This window comes from Georgenia sp. EYE_87, from assembly GCF_023148685.1.
In the GTDB taxonomy this organism is placed as follows: Bacteria; Actinomycetota; Actinomycetes; order Actinomycetales; family Actinomycetaceae; genus Georgenia.
The window spans coordinates 311382-337061 of the sequence record NZ_JAHXNL010000001.1 but is presented as its reverse complement, the minus strand read 5'-3'; the positions used below and the strand labels follow the sequence as shown (position 1 = coordinate 337061).

Genomic DNA, 25680 nt, shown 5'->3' with positions numbered 1-25680 from the left:
CGACAGGAAGTCAACAAGACATGGCAGTGAGCCGCACGCGCCGTCAGGTGCGCCTTTCCCGCGCCCTGGGCATCGCCCTGACCCCCAAGGCCGTCAAGTACTTCGAGAAGCGCCCGTACGGCCCCGGTGAGCACGGCCGCGCCCGTCGCCGCACCGAGTCCGACTACGCCGTCCGCCTCAAGGAGAAGCAGCGTCTCCGCGCGCAGTACGGCATCCGCGAGGCGCAGATGCAGCGCGTCTTCGAGGAGGCCCGCCGCGAGCAGTTCCTGACTGGTGAGTCGCTCGTCGAGCTCCTCGAGATGCGCCTGGACGCGCTCGTCCTGCGCTCCGGGTTCGCCCGCACCATCGCCCAGGCCCGCCAGGCCGTCGTGCACCGCCACATCCTCGTGGACGGCAAGCTCGTCGACCGCCCGTCCTTCCGCGTCAAGCCCGGCCAGGTCATCCAGGTCAAGCCGAAGTCGCAGGCCACCGTGCCGTTCCAGGTCGCCGCGGCCGGCGCCCACCGCGACGTGCTGCCCAACGTCCCGGCCTACCTCGAGGTCGACGTCGCGAAGCTGCGCGCCGAGCTGGTCCGCCGCCCGAAGCGCGTCGAGGTCCCCGTGACCTGCAACGAGCAGCTGGTCGTCGAGTACTACTCGCGCTGACCTGATCTCGTCCCACGCTGCGCCCCGGGCAGCCGGCTCACCACGCCGGTTCCCGGGGCGTCGCCGTGAAGAGGGTAGATTCCTCCCGGCGGCGTCTGCCCAGATGGGGCGGTACGCCGGGCCTGACCCTCGTTCCCAAGGAGCCCTTATGTCCGTCGGTGACATCGCCGGTCTGATCGCCGCGATCGCGTTCGTGGCGCTGGTGATCTTCCTCGCCGTGCCCCTGCTCAAGCTCGGCAAGGTCCTCGACGAGGCGCGCGGCACCGTCCGGCAGCTCACCGAGCACACCCTGCCGGCCATCGACGAGGCCGCGCAGACCATCCGGGCGACCAACGGCCAGCTCGAGAAGGTCGACACCATCACCACGTCGGCCGCGCAGGTCACCGAGGACGTCTCCGCGCTCACCACGCTGGTCTCGGCCACCGTCGGCGGGCCGCTCATCAAGCTGTCCGCGTTCTCCTACGCAGTCCGCAGCGTCCTGGGCGGGAAGGGACGGGAGCGATGAACCCCAAGGTGCTTCTCGGCGTCGGCCTGCTCGGCGTCACACTCGCCGGCACCGCGATCCTGCTCGCCGCCGGTCGTGCGCCGTCCGTCCTCGACCGCCTGCGTGCGCTGCCCGAGGACTTCGCCGCCGCGTACCGCCAGCGCGAGGCCGAGCTGCGCGCCGCGCTCATCCCGGACGACGACGCCGTCGCGGCCGCCCGCGCCGACGTCGCTGCCCGCCGGTCCTCCGGCCGTGGCTTCGGCGCGGTCCCGGTGGGCGCCCACGCCGCCCGGGACGGCGCTGATGCTGCCCCGACCGGTGCGCACGCCGGCCCGACGGGCGCCGTCAGCCCGGCCGAGGCCGGCGACGACGTCCCCTACGCCTTCTGAGCGGACGTCGTCGCCCCGGCCTCTCGGCGAGCCGCCGCCCGCGCCGGTGAGTCCGGGCCGGCACCGGCACCGGCTCGCGACCCGCCCCCGACCACCTGCTACCCGTCGGTAGCACCCCGCCACCCGCCGGTAACATCCCGCCACCCGCGGGTAACATCCAGCCCCCGCCCCACTGACCCGAGGAAACATGCGCACCGCCGAGATCCGCACCCGCTGGCTGGACTACTTCGCCAAGAACGACCACCAGGTCGTGCCTAGCGCGTCGCTGGTCTCGCCGGACCCCTCGATCCTGTTCACGATCGCCGGCATGGTGCCGTTCATCCCGTACATCGTCGGCACCGAGAAGGCGCCGTGGCCGCGGGCCGCCAGCGTTCAGAAGTGCATCCGCACCAACGACATCGAGAACGTCGGCAAGACCACCCGCCACGGCACGTTCTTCCAGATGTGCGGCAACTTCTCCTTCGGCGACTACTTCAAGCAGGGGGCCATCGACTACGCCTGGGAGCTGCTGACCGGCCCGCAGGCCGACGGCGGCTACGGCCTCGACGGCGACCGCCTCTGGGTGACGATCTGGGACCAGGACGCCGAGGCGGCCGACGCCCTGACCAAGGTCGGCGTCAACCCGGCCCACATCGTGCGCCTCCCGCGCGAGGAGAACTTCTGGGACACCGGCCAGCCCGGCCCCGCGGGCCCGTGCGCGGAGTTCCACTACGACCGCGGCCCCAAGTACGGTCCCGACGCCGAGGGCGGCACCGTGGACCCGGGCGGCGACCGGTACCTCGAGGTGTGGAACCTCGTCTTCGACCAGTACCTGCGCGGGGAGGGCCGGGGCAAGGACTACCCGCTCCTCGGTGAGCTCGAGAACAAGGCGATCGACACCGGCCTCGGCCTGGAGCGCGTGGCCTACCTGCTCCAGGGCAAGGAGAACATGTACGAGATCGACGAGGTCTTCCCCGTCATCTCCGCCGCCGAGCAGCTCTCCGGCAGGACCTACACCCTCGGGACGAACAGCCAGGCCCCGGACGACGTGCGCCTGCGCGTGGTGGCCGACCACGTGCGCTCCGCGCTCATGCTCATCGGCGACGGTGTCCGCCCCGCCAACGACGGTCGCGGCTACGTCCTGCGCCGCCTCATCCGCCGCGCGGTGCGCTCCATGCGGCTGCTCGGCGTCGACGAGCCGAGCCTGCCCGTCCTGCTGCCGGTCTCCAAGGACGCGATAAAGGCCTCGTACCCCAACGTCGAGACCGACTTCGACCGCATCTCCCAGGTCGCCTACGAGGAGGAGGAGGCGTTCCGCCGCACCCTCGTCTCCGGCACCACGATCCTGGACACCGCCGTCGCGAAGGCGAAGCAGGCCTCGACCAGGGCGCCGGTGCTGGGCGGCAAGGAGGCGTTCACACTCCACGACACGTACGGCTTCCCGATCGACCTCACCCTCGAGATGGCGGCCGAGCACGGCGTCAGCGTCGACGAGGCCGGCTTCCGCCAGCTCATGGACGAGCAGCGCCAGCGCGCCCGCGCCGACGCGCTGGCCAAGAAGACCGGCCACGTGGACACCTCGCTGTACGCCGACCTGCAGGAGCGTCTCGGCGGCCCGGTGCAGTTCCTCGGCTACACGGACGCGACGGCCGAGGCCCGCCTCGTCGGCCTGCTCGTCGACGGCCGGCCCGCCCCGACCGCCACGGCGCCGGCGGACGTCGAGATCGTCCTCGACCGCACCCCGTTCTACGCCGAGGCGGGCGGACAGCTGGCCGACCAGGGCACCGTCGCGTTCGAGGGCGGGGCGATCGTCGACGTCGCGGACGTCCAGGCACCCATCAGGGGCCTCTCCGTCCACCGGGGCCGCCTCACCGAGGGCACCCTGACCCTTGACGAGAAGGGTGTGGCGGCCATCGACACCGCCCGGCGCAAGGCCATCGCACGCGCCCACACCGCGACCCACATGGTGCACAAGGCGCTGCACGAGCACCTCGGCGACCAGGCCACCCAGGCGGGCTCGGAGAACGCGCCCTCCCGGCTGCGGTTCGACTTCCGGCACGGCTCGGCCGTGCCCGGCGACGTGCTGAACGAGATCGAGGAGCGGGTCAACACCCAGCTGGCGGAGAACCTCGAGGTCACCGACGACATCATGGACATCGACGAGGCCCGCGCCGCCGGCGCGATGGCGCTCTTCGGCGAGAAGTACGGCCGGCGCGTGCGCGTCGTCTCGATCGGCGGCGACTGGTCCAAGGAGCTCTGCGGTGGCACGCACGTCTCTGCCACCGGCGCGCTCGGCCTCGTCACCCTGCTGGGCGAGGCGTCCATCGGCTCGGGCGTGCGACGCGTGGACGCCCTCGTCGGTGCCGGTGCGTACGGCTTCCAGGCCAAGGAGCACGCGCTCGTCAGCCAGGTCACGGGGATCGTGGGCGGACGCCCGGAGGAGCTGCCCGAACGGGTCGACGCCCTCATGAACCGCCTCAAGGCCGCCGAGAAGGAGCTCGCCGCCCTCCGCCAGGGCCAGCTCCTCGCCGCGGCGGGCCGGATCGCCGACGGCGCGGAGGCCGTCGGTCCCACCCGCGTAGTCACGCACGACGCCGGTGAGATCGCCTCCGCCGACGACCTGCGCTCCCTCGCCCTCGACGTGCGGGCACGGCTGGGCGACTCCGCCCCCGCCGTCGTCGCGGTCGGCGGGGTGGCGAAGGGCAGGCCCGCCGTCGTCGTCGCCACCAACCCCGCCGCCCGCGCGGCCGGCGTGCGGGCCGGCGCCCTCGTGAAGGTCGCCGCCACCACCCTCGGCGGCGGCGGAGGCGGCAAGGACGACGTCGCCCAGGGCGGCGGGACCGACGCCGCGGCTCTCGGGAAGGCCCTGGACGCGGTCCGGGGCGAGGTCGCGACCCTGGTGGGCGCATGACCGACGGGCCGACGAAGGGCGGGACGGCCGCGCCGGACGGGTTCGACCCGGCCGGGGCTGCCACCCCGGCCCTGCGCCGCGGTGTGCGTCTGGGGATCGACGTCGGCACGGTGCGCGTCGGGGTCGCCCGGTGCGACGCGGCCGGCATCCTCGCGAGCCCGGTGCGCACCGTCGCCCGCCGCAAGGACGGCGGCGACGTCGGCGAGATCGCCGAGCTCGCGCGCGAGCTCGAGGCGATGGAGGTTCTCGTGGGTCTGCCGCGGAGCCTCTCCGGCGCCGAGGGGAGGTCGGCCCATGCGGCTCGCGGGTACGCTGTGCGGGTCGCGGAGGCCGTGGCCCCCGTCCCGGTACGGCTGGTCGACGAACGGCTGACCACCGTCAGCGCCCACCAGGCGCTGCACGCCGCCGGCCGGCCCGGCCGGCGGCACCGTGAGGTGGTCGACCAGGTCGCGGCGGTGATGATCGTGGAACAGGCCCTCGAGATCGAACGACGCTCCGGGACGCCTGCCGGCGAGGTTGTCCGGCCGCAGGCACCGGCGAAGGACGGAGAGCACGGGTGAACGACCTCTTCCAGGGCGCGCAGATGCAGGAGGAGCACGTCGAGCCCCGCCGCGAGCGGCGGGAGCACCGCCGCGCCCGCGAGGCCCGCCGTCGCCAGCGTCGGCGTCGTTCGCTGATCGTCCTGTCGATCGCCGTCGTGCTGGTCGCCGCCCTCTCGCTCTGGGCGTTCCCGAAGGTGCGGGACGCGATCGCCGACCGGCCGACCACGGCTGCCGAGGACTTCCCCGGACCCGGGCAGGGCGAGGTCGAGGTCGTGATCCCCTCGGGCGCCTCGGGCGCGGAGATCGGCTCGATCCTCCAGGAGGCCGGCGTCGTGGCGTCCCAGCGCGCCTTCACCGGCGCGTTCGGCGAGAACGTCAACGCCTCGCGGATCCAGCCGGGCACGTACACCCTCCTCAAGGAGATGGCGGCGGCCGACGCCGTCGTCGCCCTCCTGGACCCGGCCAACAAGGCCGAGGTGACCATCACCGTGCCCGAGGGCTTCCACGCCGACCAGGTCTACGAACGCATCGCCAACGTCGCCCAGATCCCCATCGAGGAGGTCCAGGCGGCCGCGGCCGACCCAGCCGCCATCGGGCTGCCCCCGGAGGCGGGCGGCGAGCCGGAGGGGTGGCTCGCCGCGGCGACCTACTCCTTCCAGCCCAGCGACGACGCGGTGTCGATCCTGTCGACCATGATCGAGCAGACCGTCTCCCGGCTGGACGAGCGGGGCGTGCCCGCCGACCAGCGCCAGGCCGTCCTGACCAAGGCCTCCATCGTCGAGCGCGAGGTCAACCTGCCCGAGTACTACGGCCACGTCGCCCGGGTCATCGAGAACCGGCTGACCGACGACGGGGAGGTCAACGGGCGTCTGCAGATGGACTCCACGGTGCTCTACGGCCTCGGCAAGGTCGGCGGCGTGCCGACGCAGGCCGACCTCGACCAGGACACGCCGTACAACACCTACCTCCACCCGGGGCTGCCGCCGACCGCGATCGGCGCCCCCGGGGCCGCCGCGATCGACGCGGTGCTCGAGCCGCCGGCCGGCGACTGGCTCTACTTCGCCACGGTCAACCTCGACACGGGGGAGACGAAGTTCGCCGCCACGCTCGAGGAGCACAACGCGAACGTTGCCGAGCTGCGCAGGTGGATGCAGGAGAACCCGCAGTCCGACGGCTGACGGCCAGGGCCGCGCGGATCGCCCCGCCCACGGCTGTGGACCGCACCGACCCCGCCGCTCGGGCTGCTGGTAGACCTGTGCTGTCAGCAGTCGCGAGGAGGGACGCACATGTCCGTGGTCGGGCAGGATCTGCAGGCTGAAGAGGTCGAGCGGCGCGCCGCCGTGCTGGGGCACCCGGTCCGGCACTCGCTGTCGCCGACGCTGCACCGCGCCGCCTACGCCCAGCTCGGCCTGTCCGGGTGGGCCTACGGCCTGCAGGACGTCACGGCCGCCGAGCTCCCCGCGGTCCTGGAGCAGCTCGACGGGACCTGGGGCGGGCTCTCGCTGACCATGCCCCTCAAGCAAGCGGTCATCCCGCTGCTCGACGTGGTCGACCCGCTCGCCGAGGTCACCGGGGCGGTGAACACGCTGGTGGTGCAGCCCGGCCGGCACGGGGAGGCGGGCCCGTTCGTCGGCTTCAACACCGACGTCCAGGGCATCGTCGAGGCGCTGCGTGAGGTGGCTCCGCCGGGCTGGCGCCCCCAGCGGCCGGTCGTCCTCGGCGCCCGGGCGACGGCCTCGTCCGCGCTGGCGGCGTTCGGCGAGCTCGGCGTCACCAGCACCACGCTGGTGGCCCGTTCCGTCGCGGGTCCGGGGTCCGCGGCGGCCGCCGCCCACCGCATGGGGGTCGGCACGACGCACCGGAGCTGGAGCTCGGCCGACGTCGCCGCAGAGGCTCTGCTCGCCGCAGACGTGGTGGTCTCCTCGGTACCCTCCGGGGTGGCCGACGACGTGGCCGCGGCCCTCGCCCGGAAGCTGGACGGCAGCACGGACGCCCTCGCCGGGACCGTCCTCCTCGACGTGGTGTACGACCCGTGGCCCACGCCGCTCGCCGCCGCGTGGCGTGCGGCCGGTGGCGCCGTGGCGCCCGGGTGGGCGATGCTCCTGCACCAGGCGGAGGCGCAGGTCCGTCTGTTCACCGGCCGCACGCCGGACGTCGCGGTCATGCGGGCGTCGCTGCTGGCCGAGCTCGACCGTCGCCACGCCGGCCACCTGGTGCCCGACTCGCCGGCCGTCTTCGACCTCCCCGCCCGTGCCTGAGGACGGGGCGACCGCGGACGCCGACGGCCGCGAGACGACGTCGGCGGCGCCGCGGTCCGTGACCCCGCCGGCCCCGGGCTCCCCGACCCCGCCAGCCTCGGGGGTCGCGACCCCGCCAGCCTCGGGGGTCGCGACCCCGCAGGCCCCGGGCTTGCCGACCGCACGGGCGCGGGAACCGGGTTCCCCGGAACCGACGTCCCCGCCGCTTCCTGAGCCCGACGACTCCCGACCTGGTCTGCCCCCCGGTGTCCGGGTGCCGACGCTGACTGCCGCCGGTGCGGTCGCCGCCGGCGCCGCGGTCGGGCTGGCCGGTCAGCCGTGGGCGGTCGTCGTCGGCGGTGCGGGCCTCGCCGCGCTGGGTGTGGTGCTCACGGTGATCGACGTGCGGACCCACCGCCTCCCGGACCGGCTCGTCGGGCCCGGCGTCTGCTGGCTGCTCGTGACGCTCACGCTTGCGGCCGTCGTCACCGGGCAGGCCGGCTCGCTGGGCCGGGCCGTCCTCGGCGGACTGGCGTCGGCCACCGGCTACCTGCTGCTCGGACTCGCCCGTGCCGGTGGGCTCGGGCTGGGTGACGTCAAGCTGGGCGGGCTCCTCGGACTGTGGCTCGGGTGGTTCGGCTGGTCCGCCGTCGTCGCCGGTCCCGTGGCCGCCTTCGTCCTGGGCGGGCTGTTCGCGTCGGTGCTGCTGGTCGTGGGCAGGGCCGGGCGGAAGTCCGCCTTCGCCTTCGGTCCCTGGATGCTGGTGGGCGCTGCTGCGGCCACCGCGGGCTCGCTCGCCGGCGCCCTGCCGTACTGACCGCCCCGTCGCGGCAGCAGCGGCCGGCGCGCGTCGGGCGCTGCGTCGTCCCGTCTGCTCAAGCCTTGCGTCGGACCGTCGGGGTCGGGCGCACCGTCGGGCCGCCGGGGTCACACGCTACGTCGGGCCGTCGGGGCCGGGCGTTGCGTCGGGCCGTCGGGGCCGGGCGTCGCGTCGGGGCGAGCCGGCCGCAGGTTTGGACGCCGCGGCGGCGCGGTCGACCCGCCGTGGCAGGATCGCCCCATGCTCAGATGGTTGACGGCAGGAGAGTCGCACGGTCCGGCGCTGGTCGGCGTGCTCGAGGGACTGCCCGCGGGTGTGGAGGTGACCACCGAGGACATCCGGCAGGCCCTCACCCGCCGGCGTCTCGGGCACGGACGCGGTGCACGCATGAAGTTCGAGCAGGACGAGGTGCGCATCCTCGGCGGCGTCCGGCACGGCGTGAGCATGGGCGGCCCTGTCGCGGTCGAGATCGGCAACAGCGAGTGGCCCAAGTGGGAGACGGTCATGTCGGCGGACCCGGTCCCGCCGGAGTCGCTCCTGGTGGATGCGGGCACCGGCGACGAGCGGGAGGTCGCCCGCAACCGGCCGCTCACGCGGCCCCGCCCCGGTCACGCCGATCTCGTCGGGATGCAGAAGTACGACCTGCGGGACGCCCGCCCGGTTCTCGAGCGCGCCAGCGCGCGGGAGACCGCGGCCCGGGTCGCGCTCGGCACGCTCGCCGCCGCCGTGCTCGAGCAGGTCGCCGGCGTCCGGCTCGTCTCCCACGTCGTCGCCATCGGTCCCGTGGCCGTTCCCGACGACGCAGCCGTGCCAGGCCCGGACGACGTCGCGGCCCTCGACGCCGACCCCGTCCGCTGCTTCGACCCAACATCGTCGGCCGCCATGGTTGCCGAGATCGACCAGTGCCAGAAGGACGGCGACACCTTGGGCGGCGTCGTCGAGGTCCTCGCGTACGGTGTCCCGCCGGGTCTGGGCTCGTACGTGTCTGGCGACCGGCGCCTCGACTCCCGCCTGGCCGGCGCGGTCATGGGTATCCAGGCCGTGAAGGGGGTCGAGATCGGCGACGGGTTCCGCACCGCCGCACGCCGGGGGTCCGCCGCCCACGACGAGATCGTGCCGGGCCCCGACGACCGCCTCCGCCGCGCCACCAACCGCGCCGGCGGGACCGAGGGCGGCATGAGCAACGGCGAGGTCGTGCGGGTGCGCGCGGCCATGAAGCCCATCTCCACGGTGCCCCGGGCGCTCGCCACGGTCGACATCACCACCGGCGAGCCGGCGAAGGCCATCCACCAGCGGTCCGACGTCTGCGCAGTGCCCCCGGCCGCCGTCGTCGCCGAGGCGATGGTGGCCCTCGTCCTGGCGCAGGCGCTGCTGGAGAAGGTGGGAGGGGACTCCGTCACCGAGTCCGCCCGCAACCTGCGCGGCTACCTCGAAGCCATCCCGGAGCACCTGCGCTGACCCGCGGGCACGCGGACCGATCGCCCCGCGCTGACCCATGGGCACGCAGACCGATCGCCCCGCGCTGACCCATGGGCACGCAGACCGATCGCCCCGCGCTGACCCGCGGTACACCCGAACCGTCGTGCCGCCGGCCGTGCGCGCCTCGGCCCCGCGTCTGGACGATGAGACCTGATCATCTGCGGCGACGCCCCGGCGGTAGCGTGGCCGGGTGAGCACCTCCCGTCCCCGTCTCGTCCTCGTCGGGCTGCCCGGAGCAGGCAAGACCACCGTCGGCGGCCTCCTCGCCGAAGCCCTGGGTGTGGACTTCGTCGACTCCGACCAGCTCGTCGAGCGCGCCGCAGGCACCACAGTCCCCGAGATGTTCCGCACCGAGGGCGAGGCGCGGTTCCGCGAGCTCGAGCACGAGACCGTCGTGCGCGCCCTGGCTGAGCACGACGGCGTCCTCGCCCTGGGCGGCGGAGCGGTTCTCCACCCGGGCACGCAGGAGGCCCTGCGCGGTCACACGGTCGTCCTCCTCGACGTCCTCCCGGAGCCCGCGCTCGCACGTGTCGCGCTCTCCGGCGACCGCCCTCTTCTCGCCGGCGACCCGGCCGGCCGGTTCGCCGCCCTCCGTCGTGACCGCCTGCCGATCTACGAGCGGGTCGCCACCGTGACCGTGAGCACCAGCGACCGCCGGCCTGAGGACGTCGCCGCCGAGGTCCTGCGCGCGGTCGCCCGGTCCGACAGTTCTGCGGTCCCCGAGGACGCCCTCCAGCGCCTGGGCACGGAGCCGGCTAGCCCGTCCGGGACCGCCGGGCCCACTCGCATCCCGGTCGCCGGTCCCTCGAGCTACGACGTCGTCGTCGGGCGCGGCCTGGACGAGGAGGTGGTACGCCTCACCGACGGCGCGGCCCGCGCGCTCGTCCTCCACGCACGGGCCACCGAGCAGCTCGCGCGACGGCTGGCCGACACGCTCCGCGCCAACGGCGTCGAGTCGGTGCTCCGCCACCTCCCGGACGCCGAGGAAGCCAAGACCCTCGACGTCGTCGCCGACTGCTGGGAGCTGCTCGGCGAGCAGCGCTTCGGCCGTGAGGACGTCGTCGTCGCGGTCGGGGGAGGGGCGACGACGGACGTGGCGGGTTTCGTCGCGGCCACCTGGCTGCGCGGGGTTCGCCTGGTCAACGTGCCGACCACCCTGCTGGGCATGGTCGACGCCGCCCTCGGCGGGAAGACGGGCATCAACACCGTTCACGGCAAGAACCTCGTCGGGTCCTTCCACCTGCCGGTCGGCGTGGTGTGCGACCTCGACGCGCTGTCCACGCTGCCTGCAGCCGACCTGCGGGCCGGGCTCGCCGAGGTCGTCAAGTGCGGCTTCATCGCCGACGAGCGGATCCTGCGTCTCGTGGAGGCCGACGGCGGTCTGGGCGCGCAGGACCCACGGTCGGACGTGCTTCGCGAGCTCGTCGAGCGTGCCGTGGCCGTCAAGGCTCGCGTGGTGGGCGACGACCTGCGAGAGGCCGGGCTGCGGGAGATCCTCAACTACGGCCACACCTTCGGGCACGCGATCGAGCGCACCGAGGGCTACAGCTGGCGGCACGGCGACGCGGTCGCCGTGGGCATGGTCTTCGCCGCCGAGCTCGCCCGGGCCGCAGGCATCCTCGCCGACAGCGTGGTCGCCAGGCACCGCGCGGTCCTCGGGCTGCTCGAGCTGCCGACGACGTACGCAGGCGGCCGGTGGGCCGAGCTCTACGAGGCGATGACCCACGACAAGAAGGTCCGCGGCAACGCCCTGCGGTTCGTCGTCCTCGAGGACGTGGCCCGGACCACCGTGCTGCGGGCCCCCGCCGCGGAGCACCTGGAGGCTGCCTACGCCGCGGTCCTGGGCTGACCGGGAAGGACGGATTGTCTGCACCGGGGCGGTGGTTTCCGGGCCTCTGTCGCGGATGCGCCGATGGGCGCGCGTGAGTCGGGTGAGCGCCGGTCGTGCGAGCGCAGTCATGCGAGGGGCGGTCGTGCGCACGTCGATCGGGCGGGCGTCGGCGAACGGATACGGTGGTCCGGTGAGCCGCTCCTCCACACCCGACGCCCCAGGCGACGCCTCGTCCACCGGCCTCGTGCCTTCTTCGACGGGTGGTGCTGGCGCTGAGCGCTCGGCGTCATCGCCCGCCGCACCTCGCCGCGAGCCTCCGGCGGGTGCGCCCCGCGTCGTGCTGGTGGGCCCACCTGGAGCCGGGAAGTCGACGGTCGGCGCCCTGGTGGCGAAGCGGCTCGGCGTGCCGTTCGTCGACACCGACGCCCTCGTGGCAGAGCGTGGCGGCGCCCCTGTCGGCGACCTCATGATCGATCTTGGTGAGGACGGGTTCCGGACGCTCGAGCGCGAGGTCGTCGTCGACGCCCTCGGGTCCACGGGCGTCCTGGCTCTCGGGAGCGGGGCGGTCGAGGAGGCCGTGCCGCTCCTGGAGCGCTACGTCGACGCCGGGGGCACGGTCGTGCTCCTGGACGTGTCGATGTCGGCAGGCGTCCCTCGCGTCGGCCTGAACGCCCCACGCTCGGTCGCGCTCGGCAGCGCCAGGGCGCAGTTCGCCGCCATGGCCGCCGCACGCCGCCCCGTGTACGAACGCGTGGCGCGCACGGTCGTCGACACGTCGACGCTGACGGTGGCTGACGTGGCCGAGCGGGTGCTCGCCGCGATCGGCTGATCGGTCGGTCTGCGCCGAGTGCCCGCGCCGACATCGGCGTCCGCTGGATCGTTGTGTCGCGCGCGGTGGACATGGCCGTCCCGTCGCGCGCGGTCGACATGGGCGTCCCGTCGCGCGCGGTCGCAGGAAATGCCTTGATCCTTGTATATCAAGGCCATCACCTTGATCCTGCTTAATCAAGTCGTTAGCCTAGATGCATGATGGTCGTGACTGCTGATCAGCACGCGAGCAAACGCCGCGGTGACATGGTCGAGAACCTGCTCGCCGACCTGGCTTCCTGGCAGGCCAGTCACCGGAAGGACGTCGCCCTGCCGCTCGAGCGCACGGTCGGGGACGAGGTCCAGACGGTGCTCACCAGCGCCGAGACGGCCCTGGACCTCGCGCTCCATCTCATCCGCCTGGGGGACTGGGCGGTGGGCGTCGGTGCGGGTGCGGTGCACGAGCCGCTGGCGGCGACCTCGCGTGCCAGCTCCGGCCCGGCGTTCGTCCACGCACGCACCGCCGTCGAGCGTGCCCGCGGACGGGGAGAACCGGTGCCCGTTGTCGTGGCAGGCGACGACCCGGAGGCCGCCGGCGACGCGTCCGCCCTGGTCCAGCTGCTCGCCGCCGTCGTGCAACGCCGCTCCGCGGCCGGCTGGGAGGTGGCCGACCTCCTGGCTCCGGGCGTCCGGCAGAAGGACGTCGCCGCCACGCTCGGCATATCCGAGCAGGCCGTCAGCCAACGGGTACGGTCAGCACTGCTGGAGGAGGAACGCCGCGTCCGTCCGCTGGCAGCCAGGCTGCTGCGCCGCGCAGCGGGGGAGAAGGGGGAGGCGTGAGTTCCACCACCGCGACGGTCGTGGCCGTGCTCGCCGCCCTCGTGGTCTCGGTGCTGGTCGGACGGGTGCTCGTCTGGGCCGTGCTGACCCGGGTCGAGCCCGGGCCGGCCGTGCCCGGCGTGCTGCGCGGAGGGGCATGGATCGGCATGCTGGAGCGACTCGCGATCACCGGATCCGTCCTCGCGGGGTTCCCCGAGGGCGTCGCCGTCGTCCTGGCCGTCAAGGGCCTCGGCCGTTACCCCGAGCTCCGGGAGGCCCACCCCGACCGGCGGAGCCCGGCCGCCGAGCGCTTCATCATCGGCACGCTGGCGAGCTACTCGTGGGCGGGGCTGTGCGGCGTCGTCGGCATCCTGGTGCTCGGCAAGGTATCCTGACGGGCGCTGCGCGGCCCGGCGGAGCCACCCGCCCCCGGTCCGCCGCTCCCGACAGAACCCGACATACGAGGACGGCCCCCGCATGGCTTCGACCAACGACCTGAAGAACGGTCTGGTGCTCAACATCGACGGACAGCTGTGGTCCGTCGTCGAGTTCCAGCACGTCAAGCCCGGCAAGGGGCCGGCCTTCGTCCGCACCAAGCTCAAGAACGTCCTGTCCGGCAAGACCATCGACAAGACGTTCAACGCCGGCGTCAAGGTCGAGACCGCCACGGTCGACCGCCGCGACATGCAGTACCTGTACAAGGACGGCACCGACTTCGTCTTCATGGACTCTGCCACCTACGAGCAGATCCCGATCTCGGAGGAGACCGTCGGCGACACCGCCAGGTTCCTCAAGGAGAACCAGGACGCGATCGTCGCGATGCACGACGGGCAGGTCCTCTTCGTCGAGCTGCCGGCCTCCGTCGTCATGGAGATCACCTACACCGAGCCGGGCCTGCAGGGCGACCGCTCCTCCGCGGGCACCAAGCCCGCGACCATCGAGACCGGCTACGAGATCCAGGTGCCGCTGTTCCTCGAGACCGGCACGAAGGTCAAGGTCGACACGCGCTCCGGGGACTACCTCGGCCGCGTCACCGACTGACGACCGCTGAAGCCGGAGTCGGCCGGTCCCGCGCTGCGGGACCGGCCGCCCGGCGTGCCTGACATCGAACGTGCCTGACACCGCTGGACAGAGAAGAGGACCCTCGTGGCCGCACGCACCAAGGCCCGCCGCCGGGCGCTGGACGTCCTGTTCGAGGCCGACCAGAAGGGCATCGTGGCCGGTGACGAGCTGCTCGCGCTGCTCGAGCAGCGGATGCACGTCACTGTCGCCCAGGGCGCGTTCCCGCAGTACGCCGTCGAGATCGTCGAGGGGGTCGTCGCCCATCGCGCTGAGATCGACGAGCTCCTGAGCACCTACTCCCAGGGCTGGACGCTGGACCGGATGCCCACGGTGGACCGCTGCATCCTGCGCCTGGGCGCGTGGGAGCTGCTCTTCAACGAGGACGTTCCCGACGCCGTCGCCATCGACGAGGCGGTCCATCTCGCGGCCGAGCTCTCCACCGACGACTCGCCGACCTTCGTCAACGGCCTGCTCGGCCGTCTGCTCGAGCTCAAGCCCACGCTCTAGATCGCTCGACGGTGCAGCGCTTCGGCTCCGCGCCCGTGGAGCAGCACTCAGGGCTCCCGCTGCCGCGCCTGGACGTGCGGCGCTTCGGCTCCGCGCCTGTGGAGCAGGGCTCAGCGCTCCCGCTGCCGCGCCTGGACGTGCGGCGCTTCGGCTGCCGCGCCTGAAGCAACCGCTCCTGACCGGAGGACCCCACCCCCAGAGTGCCGTCAGGCGCGGCGCACGTCAGGATCGACGCCATGACTGACGGGATCATCGACGGCGCGCAGCCCCTCCTGGACGAGATCGCCTCCCGGCTCGACGGCGACGGCCGGACCGTGGCGGTCGCCGAGTCACTCACGGCCGGGAAGATCGCCTCCCACCTCGGAGCCGCGCCGGGCGCCTCCACGTGGTTCGCGGGCGGCGTGGTCGCCTACACGAACGAGACGAAGTACTCCGTGCTCAACGTCGACCGCGGCCCGGTCGTCACGTCTGCGTGCGCGGGGCAGATGGCCGACGGCGTGGCGGGCCTGCTTGCTGCCGACGTCGCCGTCGCCGTGACCGGCGTCGGCGGACCAGGCCCGCAGGAGGGCAGGGAGGCCGGCACCGTCTTCCTCGGCGGCCGGTCCGGTGCCCGGAGCCTCACGACGGAGCTGCATCTGGAGGGTGGACCGACCGAGGTGGTGGAGGCGGCGACGCTCCACGCCCTGCGGATGCTCGTCGACCTCGTGCGGGCCGGCTGAGCGACGACCTCGTGCGCGCCGGCTGAGCGCGGACCCCGTGCCGGGGCGGCTGAGGGACGCGTCACACCTCCGTCCCACCAGGCGTCCAGGCGGCGGGACCCCGCTCCGCACGGGGTAGCATCGCCGCGTCCGACATCCTTTAAGGCCCGTCCCGTGAGGCGGGGAAGGAGGTCCTCGTGGCCACCACGCCCACGAGCGCCGGCGCAGAGCGCACGGTGCTCACCGAATCCGACATCTCGCGTTCCCTCGTCCGCATCGCGCACGAGATCCTCGAGCGCAACCACGGCAGCGACGGCGTCGTCCTGCTGGGGATCCCGACCCGGGGGGTGCCGCTCGCCGAGCGGATCGCGCACCGGATCAACGAGACGGAGGACGCCTCCGTCCCCGTCGGCGCCCTCGACATCACCATGTACCGCGACGACCTGCGCGGTCAGCCGACCCGGACCCTCGGTCGCACGACCGTCCCGGCTGCCGGCATCGACGACCAGGTCGTGGTTCTCGTGGACGACGTCCTGTACTCCGGACGCACGATCCGCGCGGCCCTGGACGCCCTCAACGACCTCGGTCGGCCCGCCGCGGTCCAGCTCGCAGTCCTCGTGGACCGGGGGCACCGGCAGCTGCCGATCCGGGCCGACTTCGTCGGCAAGAACCTGCCCACCTCCCGCGCCGAGCGCGTGCGGGTCCAGCTCGCGGAGACCGACGGCGTGCCCGACGCCGTGACGATCTCCACCCCGGCGGAGGTGGCCCGATGAGGCACCTGCTCTCGGCCGCCGACCTCAGCCTGGACGAGGCCGTGCTCATCCTGGACACCGCCGAGGCGATGGCCGCCACGCAGGGTCGGGCCATCAAGAAGCTGCCCACCCTGCGCGGCCAGACGGTCGTCAACCTCTTCTTCGAAGACTCCACCCGTACGCGAATCTCCTTCGAGGCCGCGGCCAAGCGCCTGAGCGCGGACGTCATCAACTTCTCCGCGAAGGGCTCCTCCGTCTCCAAGGGTGAGTCGCTCAAGGACACCGCGCTCACGCTCCAGGCGATGGGCATCGACGGCGTCGTGATCCGCCACCACGACTCGGGCGCACCGCACCGGCTCGCCCACGCGGGCTGGATCGACGTCCCCGTGCTCAACGCGGGCGACGGCACGCACCAGCACCCGACCCAGGCCCTGCTGGACGCGTTCACCATGCGCCGCCACCTGACCACCGGCCAGGACGCACCGGCGCCGGACGGGTCGTCCCTCGGTGGCGCCTCCGTGGTGATCGTGGGGGACGTGCTGCACTCGCGCGTCGCCCGCTCGAACGTCCAGCTCCTGCACACCCTGGGAGCGACGGTCACGATCGTCGCCCCGCCGACGCTGCTCCCGGTCGGCATGGAGTCCTGGCCGTGCCGGGTCAGCTACGACCTCGACGCCGCCCTCGCCGAGGCGCGGCCCGACGCGGTGATGATGCTGCGCGTGCAGCGCGAGCGGATGTCCTCCGCGGGCGGCGGGTTCTTCCCGTCCCCGCAGGAGTACCACCGCCGCTACGGCCTCGACGGCGCACGCCTGCGCCGGCTGCCGGCGCACGCGATCGTGATGCACCCCGGGCCGATGAACCGCGGCCTGGAGATCAGCGCCGACGCCGCGGACTCCCCGCGCTCCACCATCGTCCAGCAGGTCGCCAACGGCGTCTCCGTGCGCATGGCCGTGCTCTATCTGCTCCTCGCCGGCGGCGAGAAGACCACCGGAGGGATCTCATGACCGACTACCTGCTCCGCTCCGCCCGACCCCTGGGCGGTGACCCCACCGACCTCCTCCTGCGCGACGGCGTGATCGCCGCGACCGGTGCCGACGCCGCCCGCGAGGCCGGCCGGGACGCGGTCACGGTCGACGCCGACGGGCTGGTCGCCCTGCCCGGCCTGGTCGACCTTCACACCCACCTGCGCGAGCCGGGCCGCGAGGACACCGAGACCGTCTTCACCGGCACCCGCGCCGCCGCGGCGGGCGGCTTCACCGCCGTCCACGCGATGGCGAACACGACGCCGGTCGCGGACACCGCCGGCGTCGTGGAGCAGGTCTGGAACCTCGGGCGCGAGGCCGGCTGGGTGGACGTCCACCCCGTCGGCGCCGTCTCCGTGGGACTTCAGGGCGAGATGCTCGCCGAGCTCGGGGCGATGGCCACCTCTGCCGCCCGCGTCCGGGTCTTCTCCGACGACGGCAGGTGCGTCGCGGACCCGGTCCTCATGCGCCGCGCGCTGGAGTACGTCAAGGCGTTCGACGGCGTCATCGCCCAGCACGCCCAGGAGCCGCGCCTGACCGAGGGCGCACAGATGCACGAGGGCGCGGTCTCCGCCGAGCTCGGTCTGACCGGCTGGCCGGCGGTCGCGGAGGAGTCGATCATCGCGCGCGACGTGCTGCTCGCCGAGCACGTCGGCTCGCGGCTGCACGTGTGCCACCTGTCCACGGCCGGCAGCGTCGACATCGTGCGCTGGGCCAAGGCCCGTGGGATCGACGTGACGGCGGAGGTCACCCCGCACCACCTCCTCCTCACCGACGAGCTGGCGCGGTCCTACGACCCGCGCTACAAGGTCAACCCGCCGCTGCGGACCGCCGAGGACGTCGAGGCCGTGCGTGCCGGGCTCGAGGACGGGACCATCGACATCGTGGCCACCGACCACGCCCCGCACGCGGTCGAGGACAAGGACTGCGAGTGGCCCGCCGGCGCCTTCGGCATGACGGGTCTGGAGACCGCGCTGCCCGTGGTCGTCAAGACGATGGTCGAGACCGGCCGCCTGACCTGGGCCGACGTCGCCCGGGTGCTCTCGGTGACGCCCGCCCGCATCGGCCGCGTCGAGGACCACGGCCGGCCCATCGCCGTCGGCGAGCCCGCCAACCTCACCCTGGTGGACCCCGCGGTCCGGCGGGTGGTCGACCCCGCGGCACAGGCCACCCGCAGCATCAACAGCCCGTTCGCCGGCACCGAGCTGCCCGGCCAGATCATGGCGACGTTCCTGCGGGGACGCGCCACCGTGCTCGACGGCGCCCCGGTGGCGCGAGAGGAGGTCGGCGCATGAGCGCCCCCACCAACCCGGCCGAGACCAAGCCCGCCCGCGCGCCCCGCGGCGCCCTGCGCGAGCCCGCGCTGATCGTCCTCGAGGACGGCCTGGTCCTGCGCGGCAGCGCCTACGCCGCGACGGGCCGCACGGTCGGCGAGATCGTCTTCTCCACCGGGATGACCGGTTACCAGGAGACCCTCACCGACCCCTCCTACCACCGCCAGATCGTCGTCATGACCGCCCCGCACGTCGGCAACACCGGGGTCAACGACGAGGACCCGGAGTCGTCCCGCATCTGGGTGGCCGGCTACGTCGTGCGCGACGCGGCCCGCCGCGCGTCCAGCTGGCGCTCCGTGCGCGAGCTCGAGGACGAGCTGGCCGACCAGGGCGTCGTCGGCATCTGCGACGTCGACACCCGCGCCCTGACCCGCCACCTGCGCGAGCGCGGGGTCATGCGGGCCGGCATCTTCTCCGGCGACGCCCTGCCCGCCGGCGCCGCGAGCCTGGGCGAGCAGGCCGTCGAGGTGCTCCTCGACGTCGTCCGCGAGTCCCCGCACATGGCCGGCGCCGACCTCGCGCGCGAGGTCTCCACCGAGCAGGCCTACGTCGTCGAGCCGACGGGGGAGTACGCCGGCAAGGAGCCGGTGGCGACGGTCGTCGCCGTCGACCTGGGGATCAAGTCCCGCACCCCCGAGCAGCTCGCCGCCCGGGGCGTGCGCGTCCACGTGGTCCCGCAGTCGACGTCGCTCTCCAACGTCCTCGCGCTGGAGCCGGACGGCGTCTTCTTCTCCAACGGGCCGGGCGACCCCGGCGCGGCCACCCACGAGGTGGAGCTGCTCCGCGGCGTCCTCGACGCGAAGCTGCCCTTCTTCGGGATCTGCTTCGGCAACCAGCTCCTCGGCCGTGCCCTCGGCTACGGCACGTACAAGCTCGAGTACGGTCACCGCGGCGTCAACCAGCCGGTCCTCGACCGGGCCACGGGCCGGGTGGAGATCACCGCCCACAACCACGGCTTCGCCGTCGACGCCCCGATCGAGGAGACCTCGGTCGCCCCGTTCGACGGCGGCCGCTACGGCCGTGTCGAGGTCTCCCACGTCGGTCTCAACGACAACGTGGTCGAGGGCCTGCGCGCCCTCGACATCCCGGCGTTCTCGGTGCAGTACCACCCCGAGGCGGCCGCCGGACCGCACGACGCCGAGCACCTCTTCGACCGGTTCGTCGCCCTCATGCGCGAACGCTCCACCACCACCGAAGGCGAGGCCCGCTGATGCCCCGGCGCACCGACATCTCGTCCGTCATGGTCATCGGCTCCGGGCCGATCGTCATCGGCCAGGCGGCCGAGTTCGACTACTCCGGCACCCAGGCCGTGCGCGTGCTGCGCGAGGAGGGCCTGCGGGTCATCCTCGTCAACTCCAACCCGGCCACGATCATGACGGACCCGGAGCTGGCCGACGCGACCTACGTCGAGCCGATCACCCCCGAGGTCGTCGCCACGATCATCGCCAAGGAGCGCCCCGACGCCCTGCTGCCCACCCTGGGCGGGCAGACCGCGCTCAACACCGCGATCGCGTTGGCCGAGAACGGCGTGCTCGAGGAGTACGGCGTCGAGCTCATCGGCGCCTCCATCGAGGCGATCAACCTCGCCGAGGACCGCGAGAAGTTCAAGGGCGTCGTCGAGCGCTGCGGCGCCGAGAGCGCCCGTTCCGCCATCGCGCACACCCTCGAGGAGTGCCACGAGATCGCCGCCGAGCTGGGCTACCCGCTCGTCGTGCGCCCGTCCTTCACCATGGGCGGCCTGGGCTCCGGGTTCGCGCACACGCCCGAGGACCTCGACCGCATCGCCGGCGCGGGCCTGCACTACTCGCCCACCACCGAGGTGCTCCTGGAGGAGTCGATCCTGGGGTGGAAGGAGTACGAGCTCGAGCTCATGCGCGACAAGGCGGACAACGTCGTCGTGGTCTGCTCGATCGAGAACGTGGACCCCGTCGGCGTGCACACCGGCGACTCCATCACCGTCGCGCCCGCCCTGACCCTGACCGACCGCGAGTTCCAGAAGCTCCGGGACGTCGGCATCGCGATCATCCGCGAGGTCGGCGTGGACACCGGCGGCTGCAACGTGCAGTTCGCCGTCGAGCCCACGACCGGGCGCGTGGTCGTCATCGAGATGAACCCGCGCGTCTCGCGCTCCTCGGCCCTGGCCTCCAAGGCCACGGGCTTCCCGATCGCGAAGATCGCCGCCCGCCTCGCCGTCGGGTACACGCTCGACGAGATCCCGAACGACATCACCGGCTCCACCCCGGCGAGCTTCGAGCCCACGCTCGACTACGTCGTCGTCAAGGTGCCCCGGTTCGCGTTCGAGAAGTTCCCGGCCGCCGACCCGACCCTGACCACCACGATGAAGTCCGTCGGCGAGGCCATGGCGCTGGGCCGGAACTTCACCGAGGCCCTGCAGAAGGCGCTGCGGTCCATCGACAAGAAGGGCACGTCGTTCCACTGGGACGGCCCCGTCCCCGACGCGGCGCAGACCGCGGCGCTGCTCGAGTCGGTGCGCACGCCGACCGAGCACCGCCTGGTCGACGTCCAGCAGGCCGTCCGCGGCGGCGCGACCGTGGAGCAGCTGTACGAGGCGACGGCGATCGACCCGTGGTTCCTCGACCAGCTCATGCTCATCGAGGAGGTCGCCGGCCAGGTCCGCACCGCCCCGGCGCTCACGGAGGACGTGCTGCGCCTGGCCAAGCGGCACGGCTTCTCCGACCTCCAGATCGGGCGCCTGCGCGGCCTGGGGGAGGAGGCGGTGCGCGAGGTGCGGCACGCCTACGGGCTGCGCCCGGTGTACAAGACCGTCGACACCTGCGCCGCCGAGTTCGCCGCCCGGACGCCGTACCACTACTCCGCCTACGACCTCGAGACAGAGGTCTCCCCGCGCGAGCGGGAGGCGGTGATCATCCTGGGCTCGGGCCCCAACCGGATCGGCCAGGGCATCGAGTTCGACTACTCGTGCGTGCACGCCACCCTCGCGCTGGCGGAGAGGTACGAGACCGTCATGGTCAACTGCAACCCCGAGACCGTCTCGACGGACTACGACATCTCGGACCGGCTCTACTTCGAGCCGCTGACGTTCGAGGACGTCCTGGAGGTCTACCACGCGGAGCTGGCCGCCGGCCCGGTCGCGGGCATGGTGGTCCAGCTGGGCGGGCAGACCCCGCTGTCGCTGGCCCAGCGCCTCGCGGACGCGGGCGTGCCGATCCTCGGCACGTCGCCCGAGTCCATCGACCTGGCCGAGGACCGCGGCGCGTTCGGGGCGGTGCTGGGCCGCGCCGGCCTCCCGGCGCCGGCGTTCGGGACGGCCACCTCCTCCGACCAGGCCCTCGAGGTCGCCGGCCGCATCGGCTACCCCGTGCTCGTGCGTCCCAGCTACGTGCTCGGCGGGCGCGGCATGGAGATCGTCTACGACGAGCCCGGCCTGCGGGACTACCTCGCGCGCACCTCGGACGGCAGGGGCGCCGAGGCGTCGCGCCGGGCGGCCCCGCTGCTCATCGACCGCTTCCTCGACGACGCGATCGAGATCGACGTCGACGCCCTCTACGACGGCACCGACCTGTTCCTGGGGGGCGTGATGGAGCACATCGAGGAGGCCGGCATCCACTCCGGCGACTCCGCGTGCGTGCTGCCGCCGGTCACCCTCTCGGCGGCCGAGCTCGACCGGATCCGCCGCTCGACGCTGGCCATCGCCGAGGGCGTGGGCGTGCGCGGCCTGCTCAACATCCAGTTCGCGCTGGTCTCGGACGTGCTGTACGTCATCGAGGCCAACCCGCGCGCCTCGCGCACCGTGCCGTTCGTCGCCAAGGCCACCGGCGTGCCGCTCGCCAAGGCGGCGGCCCTGATCATGGCGGGGGAGTCGATCACGGACCTGCGCGCCCGGGGCTTCCTGCCCGAGCAGGACGGCGGCGTGCTGGACCTCGACGCCCCCATGGCGGTCAAGGAGGCGGTGCTGCCGTTCAAGCGGTTCGCCACCGGCGCCGGGTCCATCGTGGACACGCTGCTCGGCCCGGAGATGCGCTCGACGGGCGAGGTGATGGGCTTCGACGTCGACTTCCCGACGGCCTTCGCCAAGTCGCAGTCCGCCGCCTACGGGGGCCTGCCCACCACCGGGCGGGTGTTCGTCTCGGTCGCCGACCGTGACAAGCGCTCGATCATCTTCCCGGTGACCCGCCTCGTCGAGCTCGGCTTCGAGGTCCTGGCCACCGAGGGCACCGCGGGGGTGCTGCGCCGCTACGGCGTGCGCGCCACGGTGGTGCGCAAGGCCTCCCAGGGGCGGGGGCCGCAGGGCGAGCCGACGATCATCGACCTCATCACCGAGGGCGAGATCGACATGGTCATCAACACGCCCAGCGGGCAGGGCGCCCGCGCCGACGGCTACGAGATCCGGGCGGCGACCACGGCCGCGGACAAGCCGATCATCACCACCGTCCAGGAGTTCGGCGCCGCCGTGCAGGCGATCGAGGCGGTCACCGCGGGCCCGTTCGCGGTCCGCAGCCTCCAGGCGCACGACGCCGACCGGGCCGCGCGCCGTCAGCCCGTGGTGGCCCGCGTGGCCGGCTCCGCCCGTGTGGTCGGGGCCGTGGGATGAGGTCGTGGTCGGCGGGGGACCGGAGCTGTCGCAGGCGGTCGTGGCGGCGCCCGACCGGGGCCGCCCGATGACCGCCGACGGCGCCGCCGTCGTCCCGTTCGGGGACCGGCTCGCGGCCGCCATGGACGTCCGCGGCCCGGTGTGCGTGGGCATCGACCCCCACCCCGGTCTGCTGGAGGCCTGGGGGCTCTCCGACGACGCAGCGGGGCTGCGCTCGTTCGGGCTGCGGGTGGTGGAGGCGCTCGCCGGGCGGGTCGCGGCGCTCAAGCCGCAGTCGGCGTTCTTCGAGCGGCACGGGTCCGCCGGCGTGGCGGCGCTCGAGGACGTGCTCGCGGCGGCCCGGGCCGCCGGGACGCTGACCGTCCTGGACGTCAAGCGCGGCGACATCGGCTCGACGATGGCCGGCTACGCGGAGGCGTACCTCGGCGACGGCTCTCCCCTGGCCGCCGACGCGGTGACCCTCTCGCCCTACCTCGGCTTCGGCTCGCTGCGGCCCGCGCTCGACCTCGCCCGGCGGACGGGGCGCGGGGTGTTCGTGCTCGCGCTGACGTCGAACCCCGAGGGGCCGGGCGTGCAGCACGCTCGTACGCCGGCCGGCTCTGTCGCGGGGGAGATGGTCGACGGCGCACGCACCGAGAACGCCGCCGCGCCCGGTGAGCGTCTCGGCTCGGTCGGGCTCGTGGTGGGGGCGACGGTCGGGTCCGCGGTCGCGGACCTGGGCCTCGACCTCGCCTCCGTGCGCGGCCCGCTGCTCGCGCCCGGGGTGGGCGCGCAGGGCGCCGGCGCCGCGGAGCTCGCCGAGGTCTTCGGCGCCGCCCGGCACCAGGTGCTCGCGAGCACCTCCCGGGGCGTGCTCGGCGCCGGGCCGGACGGTCTGGTCGACGCGCTCGCCCGCGCCGTGGACGAGGCGCGCGAGGCGCTCGGTCGCTGACCGAGGGCTCGCGTCCCGGGTATGACCGCGGCGCGTCCCCGGTATGACGGCGGCAGGTCCCGGGGAATGACGGCGGCAGGTCCCGGGGACGACAGCGACGCGTCCCGGGGATGCCGACGTCCCGGAGATGCCGACGGCGCGTCGCGGGATGACGGTGGCGCGGGGCGGAGAGTCCGCCGTCGTCCCGCTCCGCCGTTGCCCACCCATCGGTCGACCGCTAACGTCCAGACATCGCACCATCCGTGGACTGACGAGGTGACCGATCGTGGCACTGCCGCCCCTGACCCCTGAGCAGCGCGCTGACGCCCTGGCCAAGGCCGCCGCCGCCCGTGCCACGCGCGCGGAGGTGAAGAACAAGCTCAAGTACTCGCAGGTCACCCTCTCGGAGGTTCTCGAGGCCGCCAAGAAGGACGAGGCGCTCGGCAAGCTGAAGGTCGTCTCGCTGCTGGAGTCGCTGCCCGGTATCGGCAAGGCGACGGCCCGGTCGCTGATGGCCGAGATCGGGATCTCCGAGGCCCGGCGCGTACGGGGTCTGGGTCCCCACCAGAGCGCCGCCCTGGTCGAGCGCTTCGGCTGACAGCCCCCGCGCCCTCACCCTCCCAGGCACCGTCCCAGGCACCGGGCGTCCGCCTGACCGCGCCGGCCACCTCGTCCGGCGACCACCCGAGCCCGCCCTCGCCAGCCGCCGTCGACGGCGTGAGAGCCCCACCACCGGAGAAACGGCGTGAGACCACTCTCCACCGGAGAAGCGGCGTGAGACCACTCTCCACCGGAGAAGCGGCGTGAGAGCCCCCACCACCGGAGAAACGGCGTGAGAGCCCCCACCACCGGAGAAACGGCGTGAGAGCCCTCACCACCGGAGAAGCCGTGCGCGCATCGGACCGCCCGTCCGCACCTGGCAGGATGGCGGGATGACCGACGTCGTCCCTTCGCTGGACTCCCCGCACGCTCGCCTCACCGTCCTGTCCGGGCCGACGGCCGTGGGCAAGGGGACGATCATGGCGGAGATGCGCCGTCGCGCGCCGGACGTCTGGATCTCCGTCTCGGCCACCACCCGCGCCCCGCGCCCGGGCGAGCTGGACGGTGTGCACTACTACTTCCTCACGCCGGAGCGCTTCGACGAGCTCATCCGCGCCGGGCAGATGCTCGAGTGGGCGCTCGTCCACGGCAGCAACCGCTACGGCACGCCCCGGGAGCCGGTCGAGCGCGAGCTCGCCGCGGGGCGGCCGGTCTTCCTCGAGCTCGACCTCCAGGGGGCCCGACAGGTGCGTGAGGCGATGCCGGACGCCCGCTTCGTCTTCCTCGCACCGCCCAGCTGGGAGGAGCTCGTGCGCCGTCTCGTCGGGCGTGGCACCGAGACCCCGGAGGAGCGCGAACGCCGCCTCTCCACCGCCCGGGAGGAGCTCGCCGCGGTCGACGAGTTCGACCACGTCGTCGTCAACGACGACGTGGAACGCGCCACGGACGAGCTGCTCACGCTCATGGGCGTCACCGAGCGGGTAGACTAGGTCGCTGTATGCGTGCGGGACGCCCCGCGCGGGCCCTCCCGGCCCGCCCGCGGCCCCGCGAAACCGAGCCTGGAGAAGGTCACCCATGTACGGAACCGTCGCCGCCCCCGAGGGCATCACCGACCCGCCGATCGACGAGCTGCTCGAGAAGGTCGACTCCAAGTACGCCCTGGTGATCTACGCGGCCAAGCGGGCGCGCCAGATCAACACGTACAACGCCCAGCTGCAGGAGGGCCTCCTCGAGTTCGTCGGTCCGCTCGTGCCGGCCGCCCAGGAGGACAAGCCGCTGTCCATCGCGATGCGCGAGGTCAACGAGGGCATGCTGACCCTCACCCGCATCGAGGAGTGAGC

General features: G+C 73.6%; 26 protein-coding genes. All 26 read left to right on the top strand.

The window, feature by feature from the left end; translation table 11 throughout:
- Window positions 1–20: 20 nt before the first annotated feature.
- The 26 genes from rpsD (at window position 21) to rpoZ (ending at window position 25678) form a co-directional block, all read left to right on the top strand.
- Window positions 21–644: a 30S ribosomal protein S4 gene (gene rpsD / locus KZX45_RS01540; RefSeq protein ID WP_248255948.1), complete on the top strand. Its 624-nt coding sequence runs from the start codon at window positions 21–23 to the stop codon at window positions 642–644.
- Window positions 645–792: 148 nt separating this feature from the next.
- Entirely contained in the window at window positions 793–1149 is a 357-nt protein-coding gene (locus tag KZX45_RS01535; protein WP_248255947.1) for a DUF948 domain-containing protein, read from the top strand.
- Entirely contained in the window at window positions 1146–1517 is a 372-nt protein-coding gene (locus tag KZX45_RS01530; protein ID WP_248255946.1) for a hypothetical protein, read from the top strand. The genes KZX45_RS01535 and KZX45_RS01530 overlap by 4 nt, the downstream gene beginning before the upstream one ends.
- A gap of 187 nt (window positions 1518–1704) precedes the next feature.
- On the top strand, window positions 1705–4407 hold the full coding sequence (alaS, locus tag KZX45_RS01525) for an alanine--tRNA ligase (protein WP_248255945.1): 2703 nt from the start codon (window positions 1705–1707) through the stop codon (window positions 4405–4407).
- Window positions 4404–4967 (top strand): Holliday junction resolvase RuvX, encoded by a 564-nt coding sequence (gene ruvX, locus KZX45_RS01520; protein ID WP_248255944.1) that lies wholly within the window; start codon window positions 4404–4406, stop codon window positions 4965–4967. The genes alaS and ruvX overlap by 4 nt, the downstream gene beginning before the upstream one ends.
- Window positions 4964–6127: an endolytic transglycosylase MltG gene (gene mltG, locus KZX45_RS01515; protein ID WP_248255943.1), complete on the top strand. Its 1164-nt coding sequence runs from the start codon at window positions 4964–4966 to the stop codon at window positions 6125–6127. Before ruvX ends, mltG begins: the two co-directional genes overlap by 4 nt.
- 108 nt (window positions 6128–6235) lie before the next feature.
- A complete protein-coding gene (locus KZX45_RS01510) occupies window positions 6236–7207 on the top strand; it encodes a shikimate dehydrogenase (RefSeq protein WP_248255942.1) in 972 nt (323 codons plus the stop codon).
- 253 nt (window positions 7208–7460) lie between these two features.
- The gene (locus KZX45_RS01505) at window positions 7461–8003 is read left to right on the top strand and encodes a prepilin peptidase (protein ID WP_248255941.1); all 543 of its coding nucleotides are present in this window, start codon (window positions 7461–7463) and stop codon (window positions 8001–8003) included.
- 243 nt (window positions 8004–8246) lie between these two features.
- Window positions 8247–9464 (top strand): chorismate synthase, encoded by a 1218-nt coding sequence (aroC, locus tag KZX45_RS01500; protein ID WP_248255940.1) that lies wholly within the window; start codon window positions 8247–8249, stop codon window positions 9462–9464.
- Between the two features lie 211 nt (window positions 9465–9675).
- A complete protein-coding gene (gene aroB / locus KZX45_RS01490; protein ID WP_308221687.1) occupies window positions 9676–11334 on the top strand; it encodes a 3-dehydroquinate synthase in 1659 nt (552 codons plus the stop codon).
- Window positions 11335–11659: 325 nt separating this feature from the next.
- Window positions 11660–12145, top strand: coding sequence for a shikimate kinase (locus KZX45_RS01485; RefSeq protein ID WP_248255939.1), 486 nt, complete (start codon window positions 11660–11662; stop codon window positions 12143–12145).
- Between the two features lie 197 nt (window positions 12146–12342).
- Window positions 12343–12963: a SatD family protein gene (locus KZX45_RS01480; protein WP_248255938.1), complete on the top strand. Its 621-nt coding sequence runs from the start codon at window positions 12343–12345 to the stop codon at window positions 12961–12963.
- A complete protein-coding gene (locus KZX45_RS01475) occupies window positions 12960–13337 on the top strand; it encodes a hypothetical protein (RefSeq protein ID WP_248255937.1) in 378 nt (125 codons plus the stop codon). The genes KZX45_RS01480 and KZX45_RS01475 overlap by 4 nt, the downstream gene beginning before the upstream one ends.
- Window positions 13338–13419: 82 nt before the next feature.
- Window positions 13420–13983 carry an elongation factor P gene (gene efp, locus KZX45_RS01470; protein ID WP_248255936.1) on the top strand — a complete coding sequence of 188 codons (564 nt, stop codon included), beginning with the start codon at window positions 13420–13422 and terminating at the stop codon, window positions 13981–13983.
- Between the two features lie 105 nt (window positions 13984–14088).
- Complete coding sequence (gene nusB, locus KZX45_RS01465) at window positions 14089–14511, top strand: transcription antitermination factor NusB (protein WP_248255935.1); 423 nt, start codon at window positions 14089–14091, stop codon at window positions 14509–14511.
- 35 nt (window positions 14512–14546) lie between these two features.
- Entirely contained in the window at window positions 14547–14675 is a 129-nt protein-coding gene (locus tag KZX45_RS19815) for a hypothetical protein (RefSeq protein WP_282453111.1), read from the top strand.
- A gap of 72 nt (window positions 14676–14747) precedes the next feature.
- Window positions 14748–15230: a CinA family protein gene (locus tag KZX45_RS01460; RefSeq protein WP_248255934.1), complete on the top strand. Its 483-nt coding sequence runs from the start codon at window positions 14748–14750 to the stop codon at window positions 15228–15230.
- Between the two features lie 176 nt (window positions 15231–15406).
- The gene (gene pyrR / locus KZX45_RS01455) at window positions 15407–15982 is read left to right on the top strand and encodes a bifunctional pyr operon transcriptional regulator/uracil phosphoribosyltransferase PyrR (protein ID WP_248255933.1); all 576 of its coding nucleotides are present in this window, start codon (window positions 15407–15409) and stop codon (window positions 15980–15982) included.
- The gene (locus KZX45_RS01450) at window positions 15979–16965 is read left to right on the top strand and encodes an aspartate carbamoyltransferase catalytic subunit (RefSeq protein ID WP_248255932.1); all 987 of its coding nucleotides are present in this window, start codon (window positions 15979–15981) and stop codon (window positions 16963–16965) included. Before pyrR ends, KZX45_RS01450 begins: the two co-directional genes overlap by 4 nt.
- A complete protein-coding gene (locus tag KZX45_RS01445; protein WP_248255931.1) occupies window positions 16962–18278 on the top strand; it encodes a dihydroorotase in 1317 nt (438 codons plus the stop codon). Before KZX45_RS01450 ends, KZX45_RS01445 begins: the two co-directional genes overlap by 4 nt.
- Entirely contained in the window at window positions 18275–19528 is a 1254-nt protein-coding gene (gene carA / locus KZX45_RS01440; protein WP_248255930.1) for a glutamine-hydrolyzing carbamoyl-phosphate synthase small subunit, read from the top strand. The genes KZX45_RS01445 and carA overlap by 4 nt, the downstream gene beginning before the upstream one ends.
- The gene (gene carB, locus KZX45_RS01435; protein WP_248255929.1) at window positions 19528–22890 is read left to right on the top strand and encodes a carbamoyl-phosphate synthase large subunit; all 3363 of its coding nucleotides are present in this window, start codon (window positions 19528–19530) and stop codon (window positions 22888–22890) included. Before carA ends, carB begins: the two co-directional genes overlap by 1 nt.
- 67 nt (window positions 22891–22957) lie before the next feature.
- Window positions 22958–23821 carry an orotidine-5'-phosphate decarboxylase gene (gene pyrF, locus KZX45_RS01430; protein ID WP_248256288.1) on the top strand — a complete coding sequence of 288 codons (864 nt, stop codon included), beginning with the start codon at window positions 22958–22960 and terminating at the stop codon, window positions 23819–23821.
- A 265-nt stretch (window positions 23822–24086) separates the two neighbouring features.
- Window positions 24087–24398, top strand: a complete 312-nt coding sequence (gene mihF, locus KZX45_RS01425) for an integration host factor, actinobacterial type (protein ID WP_248255928.1) — start codon at window positions 24087–24089, stop codon at window positions 24396–24398.
- A gap of 334 nt (window positions 24399–24732) precedes the next feature.
- Window positions 24733–25329, top strand: coding sequence for a guanylate kinase (gmk, locus tag KZX45_RS01420; RefSeq protein ID WP_248255927.1), 597 nt, complete (start codon window positions 24733–24735; stop codon window positions 25327–25329).
- A gap of 85 nt (window positions 25330–25414) precedes the next feature.
- Window positions 25415–25678: a DNA-directed RNA polymerase subunit omega gene (gene rpoZ, locus KZX45_RS01415; RefSeq protein WP_248255926.1), complete on the top strand. Its 264-nt coding sequence runs from the start codon at window positions 25415–25417 to the stop codon at window positions 25676–25678.
- Window positions 25679–25680: the final 2 nt, after the last annotated feature.